At 64.2% G+C, this 23,169-nt stretch carries 23 protein-coding genes and 1 pseudogene; 13 read left to right on the top strand and 11 right to left on the bottom strand.

The window, feature by feature from the left end; genetic code table 11:
- Positions 1-312 precede the first annotated feature (312 nt).
- The 3 genes from adh to ABSG20_RS06755 all read left to right on the top strand — a co-directional run bounded on the left by adh (position 313) and on the right by ABSG20_RS06755 (position 2,874).
- Positions 313-1,833 carry an aldehyde dehydrogenase gene (gene adh / locus ABSG20_RS06765; protein ID WP_423863730.1) on the top strand — a complete coding sequence of 507 codons (1,521 nt, stop codon included), beginning with the start codon at positions 313-315 and terminating at the stop codon, positions 1,831-1,833.
- 72 nt (positions 1,834-1,905) lie between these two features.
- Positions 1,906-2,286: a DUF779 domain-containing protein gene (locus tag ABSG20_RS06760; protein WP_423863729.1), complete on the top strand. Its 381-nt coding sequence runs from the start codon at positions 1,906-1,908 to the stop codon at positions 2,284-2,286.
- Positions 2,287-2,307: 21 nt separating this feature from the next.
- Positions 2,308-2,874, top strand: coding sequence for a DUF2478 domain-containing protein (locus ABSG20_RS06755; RefSeq protein ID WP_423863728.1), 567 nt, complete (start codon positions 2,308-2,310; stop codon positions 2,872-2,874).
- A gap of 15 nt (positions 2,875-2,889) precedes the next feature.
- On the opposite strand, the gene ABSG20_RS06750 is transcribed toward ABSG20_RS06755, so the two are convergent.
- Positions 2,890-3,096 carry a hypothetical protein gene (locus ABSG20_RS06750; RefSeq protein ID WP_423863727.1) on the bottom strand — a complete coding sequence of 69 codons (207 nt, stop codon included), beginning with the start codon at positions 3,094-3,096 and terminating at the stop codon, positions 2,890-2,892.
- Between the two features lie 151 nt (positions 3,097-3,247).
- On the opposite strand from ABSG20_RS06750, the gene ABSG20_RS06745 reads away from it, so the two are divergent.
- On the top strand, positions 3,248-3,454 hold the full coding sequence (locus ABSG20_RS06745; protein WP_423863726.1) for a TOBE domain-containing protein: 207 nt from the start codon (positions 3,248-3,250) through the stop codon (positions 3,452-3,454).
- A 74-nt stretch (positions 3,455-3,528) separates the two neighbouring features.
- Here the strand turns inward: ABSG20_RS06745 and ABSG20_RS06740 are convergent, their stop codons facing one another.
- From ABSG20_RS06740 to ABSG20_RS06720, 5 genes are all read right to left on the bottom strand, one after another.
- Positions 3,529-3,735 (bottom strand): hypothetical protein, encoded by a 207-nt coding sequence (locus ABSG20_RS06740; protein WP_423863725.1) that lies wholly within the window; start codon positions 3,733-3,735, stop codon positions 3,529-3,531.
- A gap of 109 nt (positions 3,736-3,844) precedes the next feature.
- On the bottom strand, positions 3,845-4,231 hold the full coding sequence (locus tag ABSG20_RS06735) for a hypothetical protein (RefSeq protein WP_423863724.1): 387 nt from the start codon (positions 4,229-4,231) through the stop codon (positions 3,845-3,847).
- Positions 4,125-5,042 (bottom strand): hypothetical protein, encoded by a 918-nt coding sequence (locus ABSG20_RS06730; RefSeq protein WP_423863723.1) that lies wholly within the window; start codon positions 5,040-5,042, stop codon positions 4,125-4,127. Before ABSG20_RS06730 ends, ABSG20_RS06735 begins: the two co-directional genes overlap by 107 nt.
- Complete coding sequence (locus tag ABSG20_RS06725) at positions 5,039-5,740, bottom strand: hypothetical protein (RefSeq protein WP_423863722.1); 702 nt, start codon at positions 5,738-5,740, stop codon at positions 5,039-5,041. Before ABSG20_RS06725 ends, ABSG20_RS06730 begins: the two co-directional genes overlap by 4 nt.
- A gap of 111 nt (positions 5,741-5,851) precedes the next feature.
- The gene (locus tag ABSG20_RS06720) at positions 5,852-6,556 is read right to left on the bottom strand and encodes a PspA/IM30 family protein (protein ID WP_423863721.1); all 705 of its coding nucleotides are present in this window, start codon (positions 6,554-6,556) and stop codon (positions 5,852-5,854) included.
- A gap of 41 nt (positions 6,557-6,597) precedes the next feature.
- On the opposite strand from ABSG20_RS06720, the pseudogene ABSG20_RS06715 reads away from it, so the two are divergent.
- Positions 6,598-7,019: pseudogene (locus tag ABSG20_RS06715) on the top strand (TetR-like C-terminal domain-containing protein); the annotation flags it as partial.
- Here the strand turns inward: ABSG20_RS06715 and ABSG20_RS06710 are convergent.
- From ABSG20_RS06710 to ABSG20_RS06695, 4 genes are all read right to left on the bottom strand, one after another.
- The gene (locus tag ABSG20_RS06710; RefSeq protein ID WP_423863720.1) at positions 6,998-7,411 is read right to left on the bottom strand and encodes a Rieske (2Fe-2S) protein; all 414 of its coding nucleotides are present in this window, start codon (positions 7,409-7,411) and stop codon (positions 6,998-7,000) included. The pseudogene ABSG20_RS06715 and the gene ABSG20_RS06710 sit on opposite strands and share 22 nt — an antisense overlap.
- Before the next feature lie 4 nt (positions 7,412-7,415).
- Positions 7,416-8,528, bottom strand: coding sequence for an amidohydrolase family protein (locus ABSG20_RS06705; RefSeq protein ID WP_423863719.1), 1,113 nt, complete (start codon positions 8,526-8,528; stop codon positions 7,416-7,418).
- 24 nt (positions 8,529-8,552) lie between these two features.
- The gene (locus ABSG20_RS06700) at positions 8,553-9,614 is read right to left on the bottom strand and encodes an amidohydrolase family protein (RefSeq protein ID WP_423863718.1); all 1,062 of its coding nucleotides are present in this window, start codon (positions 9,612-9,614) and stop codon (positions 8,553-8,555) included.
- A gap of 162 nt (positions 9,615-9,776) precedes the next feature.
- Positions 9,777-9,953 (bottom strand): hypothetical protein, encoded by a 177-nt coding sequence (locus ABSG20_RS06695; RefSeq protein WP_423863717.1) that lies wholly within the window; start codon positions 9,951-9,953, stop codon positions 9,777-9,779.
- Positions 9,954-10,218: 265 nt separating this feature from the next.
- Here ABSG20_RS06695 and ABSG20_RS06690 point away from each other — a divergent pair, with 265 nt between their 5' ends.
- The 8 genes from ABSG20_RS06690 (at position 10,219) to ABSG20_RS06655 (ending at position 21,875) form a co-directional block, all read left to right on the top strand.
- Entirely contained in the window at positions 10,219-11,169 is a 951-nt protein-coding gene (locus tag ABSG20_RS06690; protein WP_423863716.1) for an alpha/beta hydrolase, read from the top strand.
- Between the two features lie 106 nt (positions 11,170-11,275).
- Positions 11,276-12,730 carry a dihydropyrimidinase gene (hydA, locus tag ABSG20_RS06685; RefSeq protein ID WP_423863715.1) on the top strand — a complete coding sequence of 485 codons (1,455 nt, stop codon included), beginning with the start codon at positions 11,276-11,278 and terminating at the stop codon, positions 12,728-12,730.
- Positions 12,731-12,953: 223 nt separating this feature from the next.
- The gene (locus ABSG20_RS06680; RefSeq protein ID WP_423863714.1) at positions 12,954-13,925 is read left to right on the top strand and encodes an ABC transporter permease; all 972 of its coding nucleotides are present in this window, start codon (positions 12,954-12,956) and stop codon (positions 13,923-13,925) included.
- Positions 13,926-13,989: 64 nt separating this feature from the next.
- The gene (locus ABSG20_RS06675) at positions 13,990-15,009 is read left to right on the top strand and encodes a sugar ABC transporter substrate-binding protein (protein WP_423863713.1); all 1,020 of its coding nucleotides are present in this window, start codon (positions 13,990-13,992) and stop codon (positions 15,007-15,009) included.
- Between the two features lie 76 nt (positions 15,010-15,085).
- Positions 15,086-17,200, top strand: coding sequence for an ABC transporter permease (locus ABSG20_RS06670; RefSeq protein ID WP_423863712.1), 2,115 nt, complete (start codon positions 15,086-15,088; stop codon positions 17,198-17,200).
- The gene (locus tag ABSG20_RS06665; RefSeq protein WP_423863711.1) at positions 17,197-18,294 is read left to right on the top strand and encodes an SMP-30/gluconolactonase/LRE family protein; all 1,098 of its coding nucleotides are present in this window, start codon (positions 17,197-17,199) and stop codon (positions 18,292-18,294) included. Before ABSG20_RS06670 ends, ABSG20_RS06665 begins: the two co-directional genes overlap by 4 nt.
- A complete protein-coding gene (locus ABSG20_RS06660; protein ID WP_423863710.1) occupies positions 18,291-19,787 on the top strand; it encodes a sugar ABC transporter ATP-binding protein in 1,497 nt (498 codons plus the stop codon). The genes ABSG20_RS06665 and ABSG20_RS06660 overlap by 4 nt, the downstream gene beginning before the upstream one ends.
- Positions 19,788-20,726: 939 nt before the next feature.
- Positions 20,727-21,875, top strand: coding sequence for an integrase core domain-containing protein (locus ABSG20_RS06655; RefSeq protein WP_423863709.1), 1,149 nt, complete (start codon positions 20,727-20,729; stop codon positions 21,873-21,875).
- Between the two features lie 101 nt (positions 21,876-21,976).
- On the opposite strand, the gene rhaI is transcribed toward ABSG20_RS06655, so the two are convergent.
- Positions 21,977-23,169: L-rhamnose catabolism isomerase (gene rhaI, locus ABSG20_RS06650; protein WP_423863708.1), on the bottom strand; the 1,193-nt coding region annotated here is incomplete at its 5' end.

Raw genomic sequence — 23,169 nt, 5'->3', positions numbered from 1 at the left:
CCCTTCGGCGGCGCCAAGCAGTCCGGCATCGGTACCGAATTCGCCGAGGAAGGTCTCGCGGAATTCACCCAGCTCCAGATCATCAACGAGGCGCGCACCTAGCTGACATCGGTGCATGCGGCGGCGCTGCCGCCGCATCCGCCCTGCAACGGAGTGGGTCTCGCCGTGAGGCGTCCACTCGCGGAATTCGGATTCATGACGTTGCAGGTCAGGACCATGCGCTTCGTGCGGCAAGCCGATCCCGCGCAGCGCTAACGCTATCAAATTCGGCATCCATATCCGGCCAGCGCCGGATCACCCGGGAGATCGTCCATGTATCAAGAAGCAATCGAAAAGGTTTCAAGACAGGTTCTCATCCGAGAGCGATATGAGAATTTCATCGGCGGCAAGTGGATAGCGCCGGTCGAAGGAAAGTACTTCGACAATCCGAGCCCGATCACGGGCAAGCGACTTTGCGCGGTTCCGCGCTCCTCCGCAGCCGACATCGAGTTGGCGCTGGACGCCGCCCATAAGGCCAAGGAGGCCTGGGGCCAGACGTCGGTGGCCGAGCGCGCGCGCATCATGAACAAGATCGCGGACAAGCTTGAAGCCAATCTGGAGCTGCTCGCCCTGGTCGAGACGCTCGACAACGGCAAGCCGATCCGCGAGACCACCTATGCGGACATGCCGCTCGTGGTCGATCACTGGCGTTATTTCGCCAGCGCAGTGCGGGCCCAGGAAGGCGGCATCTCGGAGATCGATCACGATACCGTCGCCTATCACTACCATGAGCCGCTGGGCGTCGTCGGCCAGATCATTCCCTGGAATTTCCCAGTCCTGATGGCGACCTGGAAACTGGCGCCGGCGCTCGCCGCCGGCAATTGCGTCGTGCTGAAACCCGCCGAGCAGACCCCGCTTGGGATCCTGGTGGTGATGGAGCTGATCGCCGATATCCTGCCGCCGGGAGTGATCAACGTCGTCAACGGCTTCGGCGTCGAGGCCGGCAAACCGCTGGCGCAGAACAAGCGGATCGCAAAGATCGCCTTCACCGGCGAGACCACGACGGGGCGGCTGATCATGCAATACGCCTCCGACAACATCATTCCCGTCACGCTCGAACTCGGCGGCAAGTCTCCGAACATCTTCTTCGCCGATGTCGCCGACGCCGACGATGATTACTTCGACAAGGCGCTCGAAGGTTTTGCGATGTTTGCGCTCAACCAGGGCGAGGTCTGCACCTGCCCGAGCCGCGCGCTGGTTCAGGAAAAGATCTATGACCGCTTCATGGAGCGCGCCGTGGCGCGGACCAGGAAGATCAAGCAGGGCCATCCGCTCGATGCCACCACCATGATCGGTGCCCAGGCCTCCAACGACCAGCTCGAGAAGATCCTGTCCTATTTCGACATCGGCAGGCAGGAAGGCGCCAAGGTCCTGACCGGCGGCAAACGCGCGCAGCTCGGCGGCGAAATCGCCGAAGGCTATTACGTCGAGCCGACGATCTTCGAAGGCAACAACAAGATGCGCGTATTCCAGGAAGAAATCTTCGGACCCGTGGTATCGGTGACCAAGTTCAAGGACGACGAGGAGGCCCTCGCGATCGCCAACGACACGCTTTATGGACTTGGCGCCGGCGTCTGGACCCGCAACGGCAACCGCGCCTACCGGTTTGGCCGGGCTATCCAGGCCGGCCGCGTCTGGACCAACTGCTATCACGCCTATCCGGCACATGCCGCCTTCGGCGGCTACAAGGCGTCCGGCATTGGAAGAGAAAACCACAAGATGATGCTCGACCATTACCAGAACACCAAGAACGTCCTGGTCAGCTACGGCACCAAGGCGCTTGGCTTCTTCTGAGCCCATGAGACAGCGGGGCGCCGGGGTCGAACCGGCGCCCGCCTGCGATCCCTCGGTCGGAGGAACCAGACGATGATCAATCGAGTAGAAATCACCGACGGGGCGGCCGAAGTCGTGGCACGACTGAGGCAGCAACACGGAGCTTTGATGTTCCACCAGTCCGGCGGTTGCTGCGATGGGTCATCGCCGATGTGCTATCCGCTGGGCGATTTTCGCGTCGGGCCGCAGGATGTGCTGCTGGGTGAGATTGCCGGCTGCAAGTTTTTCATCGGCGCCGCGCAATTCGAGTATTGGCAGCATACCCAGCTCATCATCGACGTCGTGCCCGGGCGCGGCTCCGGGTTTTCCGTGGAGGCGCCGGAGGGCGTCAGGTTTCTGACGCGCAGCCGCGTCTTCACCGATGAGGAAGTCGCAGCGCTCGAGGCGGGCGGCCCACCGTCGCGCGCGGCCTGAATTTGTCCATCAAGGCACATCATGTTTGACTCCCAATGCGACCTGGCGGCCCTTGTTTACGAGCCGGATCAGAACCCGGACGAAATCCTGCGTGATTTTGCCTCCGACCTGAAAGCGCGCGGATTTCGCGCGGTCGGACTGGTGCAGCTCGGCCACCATTGCGTCGATGCGCCCAGATTATCGGTCGTGCTGATTCACACCGGTCAAGAAATGCAACTGTTCCAGGATCTCGGCGCGTGCGCGACCGGCTGCAGGCTGGATGTCGGCCAGTTGCTGGACGCCGGCGCCCAGGTGGCGCAAGCGATCGATCAGGGCGCGGACCTCGTGATCGTCAACCGGTTCGGACGGCAGGAACGCGAGGGAAAGGGCCTTTCCTACCTGGTGGAGCGCGCCCTGAGCGCGGATATTCCAGTCGTGATCGCGGTACCGCGCCATCGCTTCGCGGACTGGATCAGGTTCGCCGACGGCATGAGCGTGAAACTCCGCTGTGACCGCGCGTCGTTATACGCCTGGTGGAGCGCCGTCTCGGCGCGAAACGCCGGCCCGATCGGGCGGGATCACCAGACCGTCTGCGAAGTTCTCAAGTAGCAGCCTCAGGTATCTTCAGATCCCGGGCATCGAGCAGATATCCCGAGGCGGCGCGCAGGGCTTTCTGGCGCGCATTGCCGCCGCAGCCTGGCTTTTTCGATAGAAAATCACCTTGGCCGTGAGATTGACGGCGACGGTCGACGCGATCTCGTCGGTACCCAGAACGACGGCGATAGGCAGTTGACTGTGTCGCGTCCAGGGTGTCAGACAAGTATCGGTCACGGTGACCTCCGGGTGATCGCGGTGGGCCTGTCAAGGGGCCATTGCCTGTGTTGCCGCCGTGCGCGGCGATGCAGAACCCGATAGAGCAACTCGGACGGTTTGAATTCCGTTGGATAGGATCGAACTGCCCGGGATAACAAGGATCGAACTGATGAAATTGAGCGCGCGTAATATGCTTCCCGGCAAAGTCGTGGCCGTCACTAAGGGGGCGACCACGGCCCATGTGAAGGTCGAACTGGCGTCCGGCCTGACGGTCCTGTCGTCGATCACCAACGAGGCCGTCGATGACCTCGCCCTCAAGATTGGCGACAGCGTCTCCGCCGTGATCAAGTCTTCCGACGTCATGATCGCAAAGTGATTTCGGAGTGATGGGAAGGCGCGCCGCGCGTCAACGGCGGGATACCGCGCATGGGAGCGCCCGGCAGCGCGGCTTTACAGCGTCACTTGCTTATGCCCGCATTCCTTGCAGGCAAATTGCACCCGCTTAGCGCCTTTTTCCGCCGAGACGCGGTTTGGCGCGCCGCATTTTCCGCAAGTGGCCTCGATGCGGGTGTTGCCCTGCTTCACGACCAGCGCCTTGCGCGCCATGGTTTCGCGGATCAGGCGCTCGGCCTCTTCGCGCATCGACTGCTTCGACATCCACCCGCACCTGTCCTGGAAACCGCAGCAGGCTTATAGCACGTGCATTGCACTTTTTTAACCGACGCGAAAAAATCGTCCCTGTGGGCTGCCCGCATGGATCAGCGCCTCACGCGACCTCCGGCGTCAGGGCCAGTAACTGCCGCACCAGCGCCAGCGCGGTTTCGGTGGCCGGATCGGCCGATATGACGGGTACCGCAAGCATCATCACGTCAATGGGATCATGGCTCAGAACGATCAGGTGCGTCGCGCTGTCGGCCTTCATCAGCGATGCGACGCGTTCGACCGCGGGATCGGACGCCGGCAGCCCCCACGGCGCGTCGGCACGACGCAGCACCGGACGCGTCGACAGAAAATCGCGCAGCCGCGCCGGATCATAGGTGGCGAGTTCAGGCTCGCGGGTGCGGCGTGCGCTCTCGAATATCGGGTGGCGCGCCAGTTCGGCGATCAGCTGGTCCCGGGTTCGGGCCGGAGATGCCGCGACGGAATCCAGCACGCCCGGCACCTGCGATTCGAAAGGCACGAAGTGCGTCGACCATCAAACCGATGGTGAGAACACCCGACATGGTGATCGCGCAGAACCTGATGACCTCAGCCAAATCGGCATCCGGCGACATCCCTGCGGCGGCGGCGCCGAGCAGCGCCGAGTTCACCAGTCGCAGCACGGTCATCAGCAGGGCCTGGCGCCGCGTCTCTGCGCCGCCGCCCGCGATCAGGATCGCCGTGACGACCAGCAGCGCCCCCAACGCCCCGAGCCTGACCGGGATATCGGGAGCGAGCACCCGGAAATCGGTGACGATGAAAGGGATCATGATGACAGCGCCGACGGCCAGACGATTGATACTGCGATTTTCGGAGGCCATCAGCATGGAGCGGTCCCTGGCCGCCAGCAGCCATCCGCAGGTCGCAAATCCGGCCAGCTGGAATGACGACAGCAACAGGGCGTGGAGCGTGGCGAAGCGCTGCGGTCCAAGGGCGCCGCCGAGCCCGAGCCCGATGCCGCCGGCAGCCATCGCGATCTTCACCAGCCGAGGGGCGTGGCGCCGCAGCACGCCTTCGGTGACGATCAAGGCGCCGAGCGGCACCAGGGCTGCCGGAATCAAGGATACGCGGTCGAGCAGCGCATTCCCCGTCCACCATGCCGCGCCACGCACGAAAAACAGCGTAGCTATCACACCGAGCGTCAGCAGCAGGCGCCTGGTCAACGGCCCGCTGGCGTCCCGCCGATAGAGGGTCAGTATGGCGACGCCGAGGCCGATGGCACCGCATAGGTTGACGATGGAATCGGCGATCACCGCGGGCGTCATGGGTCGCCCGCTCCGGCCGGCATCCGTGGCCGCAGCGTGCCGAACGCGCGCGTATCGTCCATCCAGTGAACCGCGGGAAGCACCAGCCGCTGCAAAGCCAGCATCGCAACGGTCGCCAGCAGCGCCGGCAGCGAGCCATGCGGCACTTCGCTCAGGAGATAGCGGCGCCCGGCTGCCAGATCGATGCGCCCAAGTTGCAGCACATCGTCGCCTCTGGCGCAGTCGAGCTCGCGCGCACAGAAGGCATTATATTGTTCGGCGACCATGACAAGACCGAGATGGGTGACCTCGGCCGGTTCGCCATCGAGTTCGACGTCCAATACCGACAGGGCATTGAATGCGATCGGACGGCCCGTGGCCTCCTCGCAGATCAGGGTGACGATGGCGCGCGACAGCAGTTCCGGTCGACCTGAGAAAATCCCGTAGCAGAGGCTATGCTCCGGCAGCGTCTTTGCCGCCACGATGCGGAGTTGCGACACCAATTGTTCGAGTTCGTTCGGGCAGAGCGAAAGGCCCGGGCTTTCGACGATCCGGGTGCGCAGGCCGGCATGGGTGCGCAGGGTGATATCGATGGTCGGCTGCGACAATGCCTTCAGCCAGAACCAGGCATGACCATGCATCCGTCCGCCCGCCGATCCCGCTTGCAACCGGCTCTTGCGGCGACGCCATGCCCATACGCCGCTCCAGAAGGATCCCATGCCGCTCGCCTGTGTTCGGGAAAGATTCTTGCATGAAGCTTGTCAAGGAGCCATAGGCGCAAGCCTGGTTCATTGAAGTCTCTCCTTTTGCTGTGGGTTTGAGGGGATGGATCAGGTGGTTGAGGCAGGTTGCGTGCGTTTGGCATGGAGCCGCGCCAGCACGTCATCGGCGGTCGATTTCATGCGCGGCCCAAAACCCTGTTCGGCGAGCTTTTCGGCGGTCGCCAGCGGTCCGCTGGCGACATCGATTTCGCTCAAGGCCTGGTCCGCGGCCTCTGCTTCCAGCTGCCGTTCGCGCAAGCGTTTCAGCGTCGCCTCGGCTTCGGGCAGCGTCGATTCGTAAGGGCGCGCGGCTTCGATGCCGCCCCGCCGCAGCGCGTGCACGGATTCCGCTGCGCGGGCAACACGGCGGCCGCGATCGAGTTCGGTGATGCGTGCCTCGGCGCCGGCAACGTGGCGCCTGAGCCGCGCGATCTCGCCAGCGAACAAGGCCCGGGCAGTCATGGCGGCGTCGCGGTCCGCCTCCAGCGAGGCGATCGCCGCGGCCGCTTCGCGCGCCAGATCTTCCCGGCCACCATCGAGAGCCGCGGTGGCGCGGACTTCCAGATCGGCGATGCGGGCGTTGGTGGCGTCGAGACGCCGGCCCTCCTGCTGATCGCCGGCGATGGCCAGCGCCAGCGTCCGCTTGGCCCGCTCGACGGCTGTGGCCGCATCGCGCATCTGCTGATCGAGGATGAGGAGAGCTTGGCGGCTCTCGAATTCTTCTTCCGCCACAGCCACGCTGCCCCGTAAGAGCGTAATAACCGTTTTGAACATAGTCGGCTCCCTGTTATGAGCGTTGCTCACGAACTATCTAGCTCGACGCGGCGGTGATCGAGGCCGAACGCGACGGCCCCGACTCTCCTTGCGCCGTACTGGTGCGCATCGCCCTCGCCTATTGCGACTTCGCCGCCGAAAATACCGAGCTCTGGCGCGCGCTGTTCGAACATCGGATGACACCGGCAGACCGGTGCCGGACTGGGTAATCGACGAACAGATGGCGCTGTTCCGTCATATCTATCGGCCGCTCGCCATGTTGCTGCCAACCCGCTCGGCCGCTGAATTGAGCTTGACCGCGCGCAGCCTGTTTTCGGCGGTGCATGGCATGGTGGCGCTCGGCCTGGAGCAGAAGCTGATCGCGGTCCCGATCGGCGCGTTGCGGAAAGAGATCGCGGTCATCGTGAGGGGTGTCGTCGACGGGCTCACGCATCACCCGCCTCACGTCTCCACGATCACATAGCTGTTCTCGACGTGCACCGGAAAGGTCTCGGCCACATAGGGGCCCCTGGCCAGCGTTTCGCCGTCTTCGATCGCGACCGGATAGGTCTTGACCTTGATCCGGTTCGGGTCGAACCAGGACTGGCCGTTGCGGATGTCGAATTCCCAGCCGTGCCAGGCGCAACGCAGGAATTCGCCGACCCGCGAGCGCTCATAGACCCCGGGCTCCGGCGAGGTCAGCCGCGCCACGCAGGCGGCCTTGTCGAGCGGGGCGCCTGCGTGCGGGCAGCGGTTGAGCAGCGCGAAGAACTCGCCATTGACATGGAACACGACGATGTCGCGCCCCTCGACGCCGACCACCTTGTTGCTACCGGGCGGGATATCCGTGGTGCGCGCGACGATGTGACGGGTCATGGCATCAGAGCTTGTAGAGCGCGCGCGCGTTGCCGTTGAAGATTTTGGCGCGCTCGGCTCCGCTGAGCGGGGTCTTGAAGGCAAAGCGCGGATCATCGAAATCCCAGTGCGGATAATCCGACGAGAACAGCAGCCGGTCGACGCCGACCCATTCGATCAGCGCGCGCAGATGTCTGGCTTCATCCGGCTCGTCGATCGGCTGCGTCGTGAACCAGAAATGCTCGCGGACATAGTCGGAGGGCCGCCGCTTGAGGTGCGGGACCTCACTGCGGAAACGTTCAAAATGCTGGTCCATCCGCCACATCGCCGAGGCTATCCAGCCAAAACCGCCTTCGATGAAGACGATTCTCAGCTTCGGGAAACGCTCGGGCACGCCTTCGATCACGAGGCTCGAAAGCTGCGCCGCCATGGTGCCGGCGTTCGACTGGTGCTCCTCGGCATAATAAGACGGCCAGCCGCCGCCGGTCGGGGCGTGACCGCCATAGCCGCCGACGTGAATGCCGAGGGGAAGGCCGAGTTCTTCCGCACGGGCATAGATCGGCCAGTAGCGATGGCGGCCGAGCGGCTCGTTGGCGCGCGGCGAGACATTGATCTGGACATATTGGCCGAGTTTGGCGCAGCGCTCGATCTCGGCGATCGCCGCTTCGGTGTCGTCCTGTCCGACCAGGATCGAGGCCTTCAGGCGCGGCTCCCGGCTGGTCCAGTGCGCCAGCTGCCACTCGTTGATGGCGCGCTGGATCGCGGCGCCGAAATCGAGATTCTGCTGCGAGAAGATGAAGAGATCGAGCACCTGCAGAATGCCGAACTCGATGTCCAGGGGATCGAGATGCTGCTGGCGCATGAAGCCGAGATCGGAACCGGGCGGCCCGCCGGTCGGCGGCCAGGCATCGCGGCGCGCGATCAAGGGCGATGATCGCGGATAGGGCGTGGTGCCGATATAGGGCGTGCGCAGATGATCGCCGTAGGTCTTCAGATGCTCCTGCCAGCGCTTTGTCAGGTACGGATTGAGGTCGGCGCGCGAACGCAGGCTGGGATGGATGTCGCAGTCGATGATGCGCAGGCGGCTCTTGGCGGAGGCTTCCTTGGCGGGCAAGGGGCGGTCGATGACGTCGCTCATGTGATCCTCCCTGGGATCATCGGGTTAGGCGGCAAGAGAAAGCCGCGGAAAGGTTTCCAGCGGATTGTCCGCGCACATCCGCGCGACCAGGCTCGCCGGCAGATGCGGCGGGATCGCATCATCGCCGTCGAATTGCCAGTGCGGATAATCCGACGCAAACAGGAACATCCGGTCCGAGCCGATCATGTCGATGATATCGGCGACGCCGGCCGCATCGGGCGGGCTGTCGAACGGCTGCGTGGTGAAGCGGATGTGGTCGCGGATGATGGAAGCCGGTTCGCGGTCGATCCAGGGCACTTCGACCCGGACGCCGCGCCAGGTCTTATTGGCGCGCCACATGAAGGCCGGCAGCCAGCTGACGCCGGATTCCATCAGCACCACCTTGAGGCCGGGAAATTTTACAAATACGCCCTCATAGATGAGGCTGAGGATCTGGGCCTGGAAGGCCTGCGCCTCGGCCAGATAATATTCATAGCGATAGGACGGCCAGCCGATCGAACTCGGTGCCGCGCGGTACTGGCTGCCGGCATGAATGGCGAGCGGCAATTTGTGTTTCTCGGCGGCCTGCCACACCGGCCAGTAATGCCGCCGGCCGAGCAGGCTCTCGCCCTGCGCCAGCACCAGCACCGAGACGAACCTGTGATCGCCGGCGCGGCGTTCGATCTCCTCGATCGCGAGATCCGGCGCCTGCAGGGGAACCACGATCGAGGCGCGCAGGCGCGCATCGCGCGCCAGCCATTCGGCCGCGATCCAGTCGTTGATCGCCTTGCAGAAGGCGGAAGCCATATAGGGATCATACACGGCCTGCGCGCCGTACAGCACATTGCAGATCGCGTGGCTCGATCCAAGCTGGTCGAACGCCCCGCGCTGCACCATCGACAAGTCGCTGCCGGGCTTGCCCTCGGCCGGCCGCCAGTCGGCGCGGCCGGACAGCGGCATGTTGGGCGGGTAACTCGTGAGATCGAGCCCGTCGATGGCCCGGCTGACGACCTGTTCTTTCCAGTGATCGTCGAGATAGGGCAATAGCGTGGTGCGCGTGCCGCCTACCGCCGGATGGATATCGCAGTCGATCCGCGGTGCGGCCATGGCCGTTTCCCGAGCAGTTGTTGTTGGCGATCGCTTCGGACCGCGCCGCAAATGTGCCGCCATTGGCCTGCAAGTGCAAGGGCGATCAAGGGCGATCAATCGTCTCGGAGTGCATTTTCGAACAACCATGACGCCATCACGCCGCTCATGATGGCGCGTTGATCATGACCGAAACAGCGCAAAGTAAATGACATACAGCCAGCCCAAGATGCCGTCGATGATGGCCCAAAGTATCGAATGGTTGGCCGTGTAGGATATCGCGATGGCAAGGGCGGAGCCAAAGCCCACGCCGTATTTTGCCCCCTCTACCCGGACCCCGTAGTAGCGATTGTCTGCCATGTCCCCGGCCTCCGTTGTCGGCTGTCCCTTTGAATTTCATCCCTGAGATCCGTCTTCTCCGCAAGTCACAGATCGTCATTGCGAGGCAGGCGAAGCAATCCGGAGCCACGACTAAATCGACCTCGGCCGGTTGATTTTCCGGCGCAGGAACTCAAATAGACTGGATGAGGTCCGCGGGGCTGCATGCCGTCAGATCGCCAAAACGTGAATTGGTGCCTGATCTATCGAATAGCATTTTATCCACGCCTGTTCGTGCATGGTTTGTATGACAAATTATCTCGCGTCTGGTTTCCTGCTGGCGACGATCACCGGCGCATCCGTCTGCGGCGCCGGGTCCGGCTTGCCGCGCATCCCGCCACATTGGGTGCAGGCGGGACTGATCCTTGACGGATCCAGCGCTCCGGCTGACGGCACCGCGAATCCATCGCAATCCTGCTCCGGCGTGTCGTTCTCGCGGAACCTGAAATACGGCGAAAGCGACCAGAACGTGCTGGATGTCGCAACCGGCGGTGCCAAGGAAACCTCGCCGCGTCCGGTGCTGTTGTTCGTGGTGGGCGAAAGCTTTGCCGGCAACCATGGCGCACCCGACGTCTCGCCCGCGCTGCAGGATCAGGCGATGTGCTTTGCGGCGCGCAACGGCATGGTTGGCGTGAAAGTAAGCTACCGGCTGGCTCCCGCAAACCCCTGGCCTGCAGGCGCCAGGGATGTCGCGGCTGCGATCTCGTGGGTCTACCAGAATATCGACCTGTTCGGGGGAAATCACGACGAGATCGTTCCTGTCGGTTACGCCGTCGGCGCCTTTCACGTCGCAAGTCTCTTGGCCCACCCGGAATTTCAGGAGAGCGATTCCGATGTCGCGGGCGCGGTGCTGGTGTCGGGCCTTTACCGTCTGAGCAGCGACGCCAGCGCCGACGAAAAATCGTATCTTGGCGCGGACGCCAGCAAATATGATGAACGTTCGGCACTTCCAGGGATCCTCAGGCTCGAGATTCCGCTTCTGCTGGCCTGGTCCACCGCCGACCCTCCGCCTCTGGTCGCCCAGGGCGAAACGCTCAAAGAGCTCTTGTGCAACTCCCCGACGCAATGTCCGCACCTGACGGTGCTCCGGAATCGCGAGGACCTGGCTTCCCTCTTTGGACCCGATGCTTCCGGTGGCAGCCTGCTTGAGCCGATACAGGAACTGGTCCGCGAAATCGAAGCCAGGGGCCTTCCCTGAAAAACCATGGCGATGGCGTTGCCAGCATTCAACCGGCTTTCACGGTGCGGATGACATCGCCTACGCGTAATGCCATCCTTGCCCATCGCACTTTCCGGAGAACCCCATGGCCTGCCTGATCCGCGGTGGTACCGTCGTCAATCACGATTTTTCATGCCGCGCCGACGTCCTGGTCGACGGCGACAGTATCGTCGCGGTCGGCCCCCGCCTCGACGCCCCCATGGGCGCCGACATCATCGACGCCGGCGGCTGCTTTGTCATGCCGGGCGGCATCGATCCGCACACCCATCTCGAGTTCGCCTTCATGGGCACCGTGTCGGCGGATGATTTCGAGTGGGGTACCAAGGCGGCGCTATCGGGCGGCACCACCATGGTCGTGGATTTCTGCATTCCCGATCCCGGCCAGTCGATGCTGGCGGCCTATCAGGACTGGCGGCGCAAGTCCGAGAAGGCGGCCTGCGACTACGGCTTCCACATGGCCGTGACCTCGTGGTCTCGCCAGGTGTTCGACGAAATGGAGATCGTCGTCAAAACCTACGGGATCAACACCTTCAAGCATTTCATGGCCTACAAGGGCGCGCTGATGGTGGACGACGACGAGCTCTACAACTCGTTCGCGCGCTGCGCCCATCTCGGCGCCATGCCGCTGGTCCATGCCGAGAACGGCGACGTCGTGGCGCGGATGCAGCAGGCGCTGTTGGAGCGCGGCATCGACGGTCCCGAGGGCCACGCTTATTCGCGGCCGCCCGAAGTCGAAGGCGAGGCCACCAACCGCGCCATCATGATCGCCGACATGACCGGGGCGCCGCTCTATGTCGTGCACACCAGCTGCCGCCAGTCCCATGAGGCGATCGCGCGCGCCCGCGCCGGCGGCCAGCGCGTCTATGGCGAGCCCCTGATCCAGCATCTGCTGCTCGATGCGACCGAATATGCCAACAAGGACTGGAACCACGCGGCGCGGCGGGTGATGTCGCCGCCGTTCCGCGACAAGGCCCATCAGGACAGTCTGTGGGCCGGACTGCAGTCGGGCTCGTTGCAGGTGGTCGCGACCGACCACTGCGCGTTCACCTCAGAGCAGAAGCGCCTGGGTCTTGGCGATTTCCGCAAGATTCCCAACGGCACCGGCGGTCTCGAAGACCGCATGCCGCTGTTGTGGACATCGGGCGTCAACACCGGCCGGCTGACCAAAGAGGAATTCGTCGCTGTCACCTCGGCCAATATCGCCCGCATCCTCAATATCTATCCGCGCAAGGGCCGGCTTGCGATCGGGTCGGACGCCGACATCGTGGTGTGGGACCCCGCAGCCGGCAAAAGCATCAGCGCCAGGAGCCAATTGAGCCGCATCGACTACAACGTGTTCGAGGGCTTCGCCTGTACCGGGGCCCCCGTCGCCACGCTGTCGCGCGGCAAGCTCGCCTTTGCTAAGGGCGAACTTCGCGCCGAACAGGGCGATGGGCACTATATCGAGCGGCCGCCGTTCTCACCGGTCCATGTCGCCAATTCGACCTGGAAGCAGACCACGGCGCCAAAGGGCGTGCGGCGCGCCGACGTGACGCCGTGAAAGGCCCCGTTATTGCGAGGAGCCCATGCGACGAAGCAATCCAAAGGCTGCGCCCGACGAGAGATGGATTGCTTCGCTGCGCTCGCAATGACGGAGATGGAGATGGAGCGCGGACCACATCACGAAAGCTGATCGTTGCCCTGGGCTGCTCACTGTAACGGCTTGCATTGCCGATCAAAGCGAGCGACCATTGCCGGCAAAACAATGAATAAGAGCAGTCGGGATGGCAATCAGGAGTATTGGGCAACAGGGGATCGTATTTACGGTGTTCGCGGCCCTTTTCGCCGTCTTTTCCCTTCTGCTTCCGGGCTTTCTCACCACCGCCAATGTCCTGACGCTGCTGCAGAACGTGGCGGTGCTGGGCATCCTCGGCCTCGCCATGGCGATCGTGGTGATCGGGCGCGGCATCGATATCTCGCTGATCGCAGCACTGGCGGTGCCGCCGGGGCTGGTGCTGCAGATGGTGCAGGACGGCCACTCGCTGCCGAGTTCGCTGCTGGCAGCCTTCGCGCTGACGGCGGTCTTCGGCCTCGTCAATGGCTGGCTGATCGCCTATGCCGAGGTGCCCTCGCTGTTCACGACGCTGGCCTCAGGCCTGTTTCTCGCTGGCCTCGGCCAGGCGGCGCTGTTCAAGCTCGACGTGGTGCAATGGAGTCCGGGGCTCGATGGCTTCGAGAAACTCGGCCAGGGCAGTTTGTTGGGCATCCCGATGCCGATCGTGATGTTCGCGCTCGCCTGCGTAGCGGTAGCGTTGCTGCTGCGGCGGACCCGGATCGGCGCCTATATCTATGCGATCGGCGACAATCCTTACGGCGCGCGGGTCACCGGAATTCCGACCCGGCCGATCATCGTGCTGCAATATGTGCTGGCGGCACTGATCGGCTTCGGCGCCGGGCTCATTCTCGCTTCGTCGGTCAACAGCATGCCGACCCGCATCTTCAACTCGACCCTGATCTATGACGTCATCCTGGTGGTCGTGCTCGGCGGCATCGGCCTGTCCGGCGGCCGCGGCGGCGTCGCCAATGTCGTCATCGGCACGCTGCTGATCGGCACCATGCTCAACGGCATGACCATCATGGATGTCTCCTATTCCGGCCAGAACCTGGTCAAGGGCGTGGTGCTGCTGGTCGCCGTCATCGCGGATTCGTTCCTGAATCCGCGCAACGAGGAGACCGCGCAACAGGGCGATATCTGAGCGGCCCGGCGCCAGGCAGCGATCAACACGTTCAACCATCAACAAACAAACTCTGGAGGATGAGATGACCAAGACAGGACACACGCTGACGACCCTGCTGCTCGGGGCCGGCCTGATCGCCGCGGCGGCGGCGCCGGCAGCGGCCCAGAAGGGGCTCGACGAACCGTTCCAGGATGCCTTCAAGCAGGCGCTGGCCGGCAAGACCGTCGCCTTCGTGCCGGTGGCGATGAATTTCGATCTGACCGAGGGTTGGTTCGCCGGCCTCAAGAAAGAGCTCGAGCCCTACGGCGTCAAGGTGATCGTGCGCGATCCGAACTGGAGCACCAATGCCGGCGCACAAGCGGTGACAACGCTGATCTCGGAAAAGCCGGCGGTGATGGTGATCCATAATCCGGACGTGCAGACCTACGCCAAGCTGTTGCAGCGCGCCGAGAACGAAGGCATCTATGTCATCCAGATCAACATGGGCTCGAACTATCGCAGCTCGGCCTTTGTCGGCGCCAACTGGATCGAGATCGGCGAACGCGACACCGAGGCCGTGGTCAAGGCCTGCGAGGGCAAGTCCAACAAGATCGCGGTGGTCCAGGGCGCGCTCTCGGCCGCGGCCAGCGCCTATACGCTGAAGGGCGTCGAGAACGTGCTCGCCAAGCACCCCGACATCAAGGTGGTGTCGAGCCAGGCCGCCGACTGGGATGCCGCCAAGGCCAAGGCGATCACGCAGACCGTGCTGAAACAGAATCCCGACCTCTGCGGCATCGTCGGCTTCTGGGACGGCATGGACATCGGCACCGCCGCCGCGGTCAAGGAAGCCGGGCTGACCGGCAAGGTCTTCGTCGCAACCTCCGGCGGCGGCGAGCGCCGCGGCGCCTGCGAACTGGTCAAGTCGGGCGCGCTGGACCTCGACCTCAGCTATGACGTGCCGACCCAGGCCGAGCAGATGGCCGGCATGGTCAAGTGGCTGGTGTCGTCCGGCGTCAAGCCGGGATCGGTGAAGGGATCGGCCTATACCACCCTGATCCCGATCACCAAGGACAACGCCGCCAGCGACACCGCCTGCTGGAATCTGAGCGATCTGAAGAAGTAGCCATCCCTCACGCCCTCCACGAGCGGCCACGCCGATCGGCTGGCCGCCCGTCCCAGCTCTTGAAGCCAGGCCACCGATGCAAGAGACCTTTCTGCGTTTGCGATACCGCTACTGGCCCGGCCATCTTCTCGGCGAGATTCTCTCCAAGCGCTGGACCGAGACCGCGATCCCGGTGATCGTGCTGCTGATCATCGCCATCCTGCTCAGCCGGTCGATCGAGGGTTTCCTGTCGGCCGCGAGCCTTGCCGACACCGGGCGGCAGGCCGGCGAGATCGGCTTCATGGTGCTCGGCATGGCGCTGGTCGTCATCGTCGGCGGCATCGACCTGTCGGTCGGATCGATGTTCGCGCTGTGCGACTTCTGTGCACTGTTCTGCCTCAACGTGCTGGACTGGCCGGTGCCGGCGGTGATCATCGCCACCATCTTCTGCGGCATCGGGCTCGGCGCCATCAACGGCCTGTTGATCGGGTACCTGCGGCTGCGCGCCTTCATCACCACGCTGATCACGCTGATCATCTATCGCTCGGCCTATGACCTCCTGCTGTTCGATTATTCCAACAAGATCGCCGCCGCCTTCCCCGACATACCCTCCTGGAATTTCATCGGCGGCGGCGGCGTCCTGAGCGTGCCCAGCGTGGTGCTGGTCTATCTCGTGGTCGCGATCTTCGGCCATGTGTTCCTGACCCGGCTGCGGCCGGGATGGCATGTCACCGCGATCGGCGGCTCGCGGCGCTCGGCCTACAATTCCGGCATCGCGGTGCGGCGCACGATCGCGCTGTGCTACACCGCGAGCGGGGCGCTGACCGCGGTCGGCGCGCTGTTCTTCGCAGCAAGGCTCGGCACCGTCGGCGGCGATGTCGGCGTCGGGCTCGAGGTCACGGTGCTGACCGCGACCGTGCTCGGCGGCATCAGCCTCGGCGGCGGCAAGGGCTCGGTCGCCAAGGCGCTGGTCGGCACGCTGATTGTTCTCCTGCTGATCAATGGCCTGACCACGCTGTCGTTTTCCGGCGGCGTCAACCGCATGGTGCTCGCCGGCGTGCTGCTGGTGGCCGCCACGATCGACATCCGCTGGCTGAAGAACCGCAACCGCATCATCAGCAAGGTCTATGTCAGCCCGACCTATCACGCGCTGGCCGCGCCGCCCTCAACCGAGCCCGGAACCGGCGCCTTCGCGCAGAACGACCGGCTGCGCGATGTCACCCTGATCGGGCTCGGCCGCATCGAGGCGCCGGAAGACGTCATTCTCGACCGCCACGACAATCTCTATGCCGGCTCGCGCCACGGCGACATCATGCGCTTCAAGGCGCCGGACTATCAGGAGATGGAGGTGTTCGCCCATATCGGCGGCCAGCCGCTCGGCATGGCGTTCGACCGCGCCGACAATCTCTATGTCTGCATCGGCGGCATGGGTCTCTACCGCATCACGCCCGATCGCCGGGTCGAGAAGGCCACCGACGAGACCAACCGCAGCCTCACTTCGGTCAACGACGACAGCCGGCTGCGGCTCGCCGACGATCTCGACATCGCCGATGACGGCCGCATCTTCTTCTCCGAGGCCACCGTGCGCTACGAGATGGACGAATGGCCGGTCGACGGGCTGGAGGCGCGCGGCAATGGCCGCATCATCTGCTATAATCCGGCCGACGGCACCACCCACACCGTGCTGCGCGGACTGAAATTCCCGAACGGCATCTGCGTCGCCAGCGACGGCCGGTCGATCCTGTTCGCCGAGACCTTCGGCTGCTCGATCAAGCGGCTGTGGTTCGATGGCCCCGACAAGGGCAAGGTCGAGACCGTGATCGACAATCTGCCGGGCTATCCCGACAACATCAACCTCGCCTCCGACGGCAATTACTGGCTCGCCATGGTCGGCATGCGCAGCCCCGCGCTCGACCTCGCCTGGAAAATGCCGGGCTTCCGCAAGCGCATGGGCAAGCAGGTGCCGATCGACGAATGGCTGTTCCCGAACATCAATACAGGCTGCGTCATCAAGTTCAACGAGCGCGGCGAGGTCCTGGAATCCTTGTGGGACCTGCGCGGCGTCAACCATCCGATGATCACCTCGATGCGCGAGCATCGCGGTTATCTCTATCTCGGCGGCATCGCCAACAACCGCATCGGCCGCTACAAGCTTGCGGGCGCCGACCCGAGCTTCGTGCAATACGATCGGCGCTGGGGGCGATCGACATGATCGCCGCGCTGAAGGGCTTTGCCGAACGCGTGCTTGGGCGCGGCGAGGCGACCATCACGGTGCCGTCATTCGACGGCGCCCTGAAGCCGAACCAGATCCTGGAAAAAGCCGAGACTGTCGGCCAGTTCGAGGCGCCCGAGGACCTCGCGACCGACGGCCGCTCGCTGTATCTCGCCGACGGACCGGCGCTGGGTCGCGTCGACGCCGAACGCACCACCGAGATCCGCCGCTTCGACCGCGCCATTACGGCGCTGTGCTGCCTGCCGGATGGCGGTATCGCGGTCGCGCTCGACGGCAGCGAGGTGGTCGTGCTGGCAAGCCCGTCGGCATCTGCCGCCGTGTCCGGCTTTAAGGATTCCTCGCTCAACGCCGTCAACGCGCTGGCGGCGGGGCCCGCGGGCACCTTGCTCGCAACCGACGGCTCGACCGCGCGGCATGCCCAGCAATGGGTCCGCGACCTGATGGAGCGCGGTCGCACCGGCCGGCTGATGCGCATCGACATTGCCCATCACCGCGTCAGCACCCTCGCCGAGGGGCTGCAGTATGCCTTCGGCGTCGCCGTTTCCGGCGATGATGTGCTGGTCAGCGAAAGCTGGCGCCACCGCCTGGTTGCGATTGCGCCGGATGGCAGCCGGCGCGCGGTGCTGGATCATCTGCCGGTCTATCCGTCGCGGCTGTCGCCGGCCGCCTCCGGCGGCTTCTGGCTCACCGCGTTTGCCGCGCGAACCCAGCTGGTCGAATTCGTGCTGCGCGAAAACGCCTATCGCCGCCGGATGATGAAGGAGATCGATCCGCGATACTGGATCGCACCGAAGCTCAAATCCGGTCAGTCGTTCCTGGAGCCGATGCAGGGCGCCCACATCAAGACCATGGGCGTCGTCAAGCCCTGGGCGCCGCCGCGCTCCTACGGGCTCGTGATCCGGCTCGACGCCAGCGGCGTTCCGATGTTCGCGCTGCACAGCCGGGTCGACGGCGTCAACCATGGCATCGTCGCCGCCGTCGAACTGAACGGCGCCCTTTACGCCGTCGCAAAAGGTCCGGGCCGGCTATTGCGCCTGCCGTTGACCCTGATCGAGCAGGAGCTGCAGGCATGAGCGACATCGTCCTCGCGCTCCGCAAGGCGACCAAGCTCTATGCCGGCGTGCCGGCGATCGAGGGCGTCGATTTCGAACTGCGCCGCGGCGAGATCCATGCGCTGGTCGGCGAGAATGGCGCCGGCAAGTCGACGCTGACCAAGGTGATGGCCGGGGTGGTCACGCTGACCTCCGGCACCATGCAGGTCAACGGCGTCGACGCCGCGCCGCGCACCCCGCTCGAGGCGCGCCATCTCGGCATCGCCATGGTGTTCCAGGAAAACAGCCTGGTGCCGACCATGACGGTGGCGCAGAACCTGTTCCTCGGCCAGGAGAAATTCTACAACCGGCTGCGCGGCATCTATATCGCCGCCCAGCAGTTCCTGCAGTCGCTGAATTTCGACGTCACCCCGACCGCCACCGTCGGCCTGCTCGGCGCCGCCAAGAAGCAGATGGTCGAGATCGCCCGCGCCGTGCTGCACGAGGCCAAGGTCATCATCTTCGACGAGCCGACCGCGACATTGACGCCGGAAGAGAAGAAATATTTCTTCGACCTGGTCCGCGACCTCAAGCGCCGCGGCGTCTCGATCGTGTTCATCTCGCACGCGCTCGAGGAGGCGCTTGACCTGGCCGACCGCATCACCATCCTGCGCGACGGCAAGCATGTCGTCACCGACGATGCCGGCAATTTCGACCGCGCCCGCATCGTCCAGGCGATGGTCGGCCGCGACCTCTCGAACACGCTCTATGGCGCGCGCAAGACCAGCGTGCGGCCGGCAGGGGCCCGGGTGCTGACGGTGCAGAACCTGAAGATGGCGCCGATGGTGAAGAACAATTCGCTCTCGGTGTTCGCCGGCCAGATCACCGGCGTGTTCGGCCTGGTCGGCGCCGGCCGCACCGAGACCTTCAAGGTGGTCGCCGGGGTCCTGAAACGGGATTTCTTCCACGGCGGCGAGGTGCTGTTGCACGGCAAGCCGGTGCGCTACCGCGTTCCGGCGCCGGCGGTGCGCGCCGGCATCGCCTACATCACCGAGGACCGCAAGGTCGAGGGCTTCTTCGAGACCATGTCGGTCGCCCGCAATATCTATCTCGGCCTGCTCGCCAAGCTGCCGGGCGGCCGCTTCTTCCTGTCCAACCGCGAGTCCGACCGGCTCGGCAAGGACTGGGTCGAGCAGCTCAAGGTTCGCGTCTCCGGCAGCGACATGAAGGTTGTCGAGCTCTCCGGCGGCAACCAGCAGAAAGTGGTGATCGCCAAATCGCTGGTGCAGGAACCGGAGCTCATCATCTTCGACGAGCCGACCCGCGGCGTCGACGTCGGCGCCATCGTCGAGATCCACGACCTGATCCAGCGGCTCGCCGACGACGGCAAGGCGGTGGTGATGATCTCGTCCTATCTGCCCGAGATCATGGCGCTGTCCGACCGCATCCTGGTGGCGCGGCAGGGCAAGGTGGTCGAGGAATTCTCCGCGCTGGAAGCGACGGAAGAAAAGATCATGTACGCGGCGGTACATTGAGGGCGGCTTGAGGCCATCGCCGCAAACGTCAGCGGGGAGCTCTCGAGTCCTGCCGGGCCCGCCAGCCTTCGCTCGCGATAGCCGAGTGAAGGCTGCCGCGCCGAAGCCCAAAGGGCGAAGTCGGGCGGTGCACGCGAGCTGCGGCTCGGCATGCCAAAAATATCGAAAACAACCCCATGCAAAGTAACAGGGTGTCGCTGGCGGGGATGCTTTGACCGATCCCGCAAAAACATTTTGACACGTCGGGCAAATCAGTGGCACTACTGCATCCTCACGCAATTCGCAAACCTCCCATCGCCCTGCCTGACAGCGGGCGCTTCGGCGCGATTGCTGGCCAAAACTCCCGACCATTGAAGTTGCACCGGCTCGCCACAGCGAATGATCGCCTCTCGCGTTGCCGAACACGGCTGGATACGGGGCGTCGAAAGAGGGCGAGCACGAGGGTCGCCCCTACGAATCTAAATGGCGTAGGGGCGCCCCTGGTGGGCGCCCTGTTTGAACCACCACCATTGTAACCGGACGCGGTGCTGCAAGTCCGAATTGGGGAGAGTGGAATTCGAGGCACTTTGCTGCTGAGCCGGCGTATTCGGATTGGGGAGCCGCCCTCCAGAAATACCAACATTGGGGGGTCGCTGATCGCGATGCGATGCATGGCATCCTGCGACAATCAGGACAGACGTCAAATTAATCGCTTCGGAATTTGCAGGCTGTCCGTCCATGAGTCGCTTCCCTCCCCCCGCGCGCATCGCGCGTGGCGGGGAGGGGTCGGGGGTGGGGGGTGGCGCGGCATTCACCGAAGCAGCGGTTCCTGCCGGTACAAACCGGATAGATTCCCGACAGTTTAAACCGGAATGAATCCCGACAGGTTTCACAGTGCATCGGCGGGAGGGCCCATCGATGCCATTTAGAGAGACCGGTCGGATGGAAGAGCGGATTAGGATGTTTGTTGAGTATGATAGCGGGAATTGGAGCGTTTCGGAGCTTTGCCGGCGCTACGGGATCTGCCGTGACACATTTTACGAATGGCGTGGCCGGCGGGAGACTGGCGATCCGGCCTGGTTTGTGGAGCGGTCGCATGCGCCGAAGCAATGTTGGCAGACCACGGATGCTGATATTGCAAAGAAGGTGATCGCGGCTCGGCGGCGATTTCCCTATATGGGGCCGCGCAAGCTGCTGCGGGTGCTCGAGAGCAAGGCTGCCGGGATCGCCTGGCCGGCGGCTTCGACGATCGGAGACATCCTCAAGCGCGCCGGGCTGGTCGAGCCAGTCAAGCGGCGGCGGCGTGCGCTGGACCAGGGGCGGCCGTGCACGGCGGTAACGGGGCCGAATGACGAATGGAGCACGGACTTCAAGGGATGGTTTCGCACCCTGGATCAGCAGCGGATCGATCCCCTGACGGTTGTGGACAGCCACAGCCGTTTTCTGATCGAAGTGCGCATTGTGGCGCCCACCACGGAGGGCGTTCGCCCCTGTTTTGAGCGGGCTTTTCGCGAGTACGGATTGCCGAGGGCGATCCGCTGTGACAATGGCTCGCCATTCGGCTCGCGCGGCGCGGCGGGGCTCACCAAGTTGTCGGTCTGGTGGACCAAGCTCGGGATTGCGCCGCACTTCATCCATCCGGCCTCGCCGCAGGAGAACGGCCGACATGAGCGCATGCACCGCACGCTGAAGAAGCAGACCTCGGCCCCACCGGCGCGCAACGCGCGAGACCAACAGGCTCGGTTTGATAACTTTCGGCGCCACTATAACGAGGAGCGTCCGCACGAAGCGCTTGGTCAGCAGCCGCCGGCGCAGGCCTACACCGCGTCCTTGCGCGCCATGCCGGAGCGCGCGAAAGACCCATGGTATGACGCCGATCATCGGGTCCGCCGGGTCCGCGGCTCGGGCGAGGTCAAATGGAAGGGCGAGTTCGTCTTCATCGGTGAGGCGCTGGTGAATGAGCTTGTCGGAATTGCCGAACTCGAAACCGGCGACCACGTCGTGCGCTTCTGCGACCTGGACGTGGGCCTCATCAATCGAAACGGGATGTTCACCCGGTTCGCTCCGCCCCGAGAGGGGCTCCGCGAACCGGGTGAACATCCCGCATAACCCAACCTGTCGGGGATCATGCCGGTCCAAAATGTCGACAATCATGCCGGTTGAACACGCGTTGCGCCGAGTCGGTGGCTCGCAATGACGGTTTGGATCGATCAAACAATGCCGGCCGTCGTCCCCTTGACTGCCGGGCGTTCCCCGGCCTTGTGCGCGCGATAACCTGAGGCGCGATAGGTCTCGATCGGCGCAATCGCCCCGTTGGCGCGGTGACGCGCCAACGCCAGGATGGGCGAGACGTCGGCGGTGAAAGCCCGCTTGAGCTCGAGATGGGCGCCTAGCGCGTCATTGACGCCCTGCGCGGCCGCAAGCGCATCGCGATCGACGATCAGCGCCTGCGCATAGGCACGCTGCAACTCGATCGCCGACTGCATCAGGCTCTCGATCGGGTCGGTGACGTTGTGGGATTGGTCAATCATGTAGGCAGGGGCGAAACCCCCGGCCTTGCGGTTTTGGGCATCGATCAATTCATTGAAGACAAGGAACAGGCGAAACGGCTCGACCGAGCCGGTGTCGAGATCGTCGTCGCCGTACTTGGAATCGTTGAAATGGAATCCGGCGAGTTTTTCGAAGCGCACCAGCCGAGCCACGATCTGCTCGATGTTGACGGTGGGCGCGTGGTGGCCGAGATCGACCAGACACTGCGCCTTCGGCCCGAGTTCGAGGGCCGCCGCGAAGCTCGTGCCCCAATCGGAAATGACCGTGGAGTAGAAGGCCGGTTCAAAGCACTTGTGCTCCAGAAACACGCGCCAGTCCGCCGGCAGGGCGCCGTAGACCTCGCGCATGGAGGCTAGATAGCGATCAAGCGCCAGCGTCATATTCGATTGGCCGGCGAAATTCGAGCCGTCGCCGACCCAGACCGTGAGCGCCTTGGAGCCGAGCTTGCGGCCGATCTCGATGCATTCGACATTGTGCGCGATCGCCTGCTCGCGCACCGCGCGATCGACATGGCTGAGCGAGCCGAACTTGTAGGACAGCCTCTCACCCGGCTGATCCTGGAAGGTATTGGAATTGACCGCATCGAAGCCGAGGCCGCGTATTTGCGCGGCTTCGCGCAGTTCGGCGAAGTCGCTGACTTCGTCCCAGGGAAAATGCGGCGAGATGGTCGGCGTCGCCCGCACCAGTTGTTGAATGGTCGCGCAGTCATCGAGCTTGTCGAAGATGTTTCGTGGCTCGCCCGGTCCCGGAAAGCGGGCAAAGCGGGTGCCGCCGGTGCCCACTCCCCAGGTCGGGATCGCAACCCCGAAGGCCATGACGGCGCGCGTGATCACCTCGATGTCGACCTTTCGAC

The organism is Bradyrhizobium sp., from assembly GCF_049512235.1.
Taxonomy (GTDB): Bacteria; Pseudomonadota; Alphaproteobacteria; order Rhizobiales; family Xanthobacteraceae; genus Bradyrhizobium.
The sequence above is the reverse complement of the archived record's forward strand: the minus strand, read 5'-3'. Positions and strand labels throughout refer to the sequence as shown.

Excerpts from the sequence above, each read along its gene's own strand:
- hydA (WP_423863715.1), top strand. The coding sequence starts at position 11,276 with ATGGCCTGCCTGATCCGCGGTGGTACCGTCGTCAATCACGATTTTTCA.
- ABSG20_RS06705 (WP_423863719.1), bottom strand. The coding sequence starts at position 8,528 with ATGAGCGACGTCATCGACCGCCCCTTGCCCGCCAAGGAAGCCTCCGCC.
- ABSG20_RS06665 (WP_423863711.1), top strand. The coding sequence starts at position 17,197 with ATGATCGCCGCGCTGAAGGGCTTTGCCGAACGCGTGCTTGGGCGCGGC.
- ABSG20_RS06670 (WP_423863712.1), top strand. The coding sequence starts at position 15,086 with ATGCAAGAGACCTTTCTGCGTTTGCGATACCGCTACTGGCCCGGCCAT.
- ABSG20_RS06725 (WP_423863722.1), bottom strand. The coding sequence starts at position 5,740 with ATGGGATCCTTCTGGAGCGGCGTATGGGCATGGCGTCGCCGCAAGAGC.
- ABSG20_RS06700 (WP_423863718.1), bottom strand. The coding sequence starts at position 9,614 with ATGGCCGCACCGCGGATCGACTGCGATATCCATCCGGCGGTAGGCGGC.
- ABSG20_RS06680 (WP_423863714.1), top strand. The coding sequence starts at position 12,954 with ATGGCAATCAGGAGTATTGGGCAACAGGGGATCGTATTTACGGTGTTC.
- ABSG20_RS06690 (WP_423863716.1), top strand. The coding sequence starts at position 10,219 with ATGACAAATTATCTCGCGTCTGGTTTCCTGCTGGCGACGATCACCGGC.
- ABSG20_RS06710 (WP_423863720.1), bottom strand. The coding sequence starts at position 7,411 with ATGACCCGTCACATCGTCGCGCGCACCACGGATATCCCGCCCGGTAGC.
- ABSG20_RS06730 (WP_423863723.1), bottom strand. The coding sequence starts at position 5,042 with ATGACGCCCGCGGTGATCGCCGATTCCATCGTCAACCTATGCGGTGCC.
- ABSG20_RS06755 (WP_423863728.1), top strand. The coding sequence starts at position 2,308 with ATGTTTGACTCCCAATGCGACCTGGCGGCCCTTGTTTACGAGCCGGAT.
- adh (WP_423863730.1), top strand. The coding sequence starts at position 313 with ATGTATCAAGAAGCAATCGAAAAGGTTTCAAGACAGGTTCTCATCCGA.
- ABSG20_RS06720 (WP_423863721.1), bottom strand. The coding sequence starts at position 6,556 with ATGTTCAAAACGGTTATTACGCTCTTACGGGGCAGCGTGGCTGTGGCG.
- ABSG20_RS06760 (WP_423863729.1), top strand. The coding sequence starts at position 1,906 with ATGATCAATCGAGTAGAAATCACCGACGGGGCGGCCGAAGTCGTGGCA.
- ABSG20_RS06695 (WP_423863717.1), bottom strand. The coding sequence starts at position 9,953 with ATGGCAGACAATCGCTACTACGGGGTCCGGGTAGAGGGGGCAAAATAC.
- ABSG20_RS06660 (WP_423863710.1), top strand. The coding sequence starts at position 18,291 with ATGAGCGACATCGTCCTCGCGCTCCGCAAGGCGACCAAGCTCTATGCC.
- ABSG20_RS06655 (WP_423863709.1), top strand. The coding sequence starts at position 20,727 with ATGTTTGTTGAGTATGATAGCGGGAATTGGAGCGTTTCGGAGCTTTGC.
- ABSG20_RS06745 (WP_423863726.1), top strand. The coding sequence starts at position 3,248 with ATGAAATTGAGCGCGCGTAATATGCTTCCCGGCAAAGTCGTGGCCGTC.
- ABSG20_RS06675 (WP_423863713.1), top strand. The coding sequence starts at position 13,990 with ATGACCAAGACAGGACACACGCTGACGACCCTGCTGCTCGGGGCCGGC.
- ABSG20_RS06740 (WP_423863725.1), bottom strand. The coding sequence starts at position 3,735 with ATGTCGAAGCAGTCGATGCGCGAAGAGGCCGAGCGCCTGATCCGCGAA.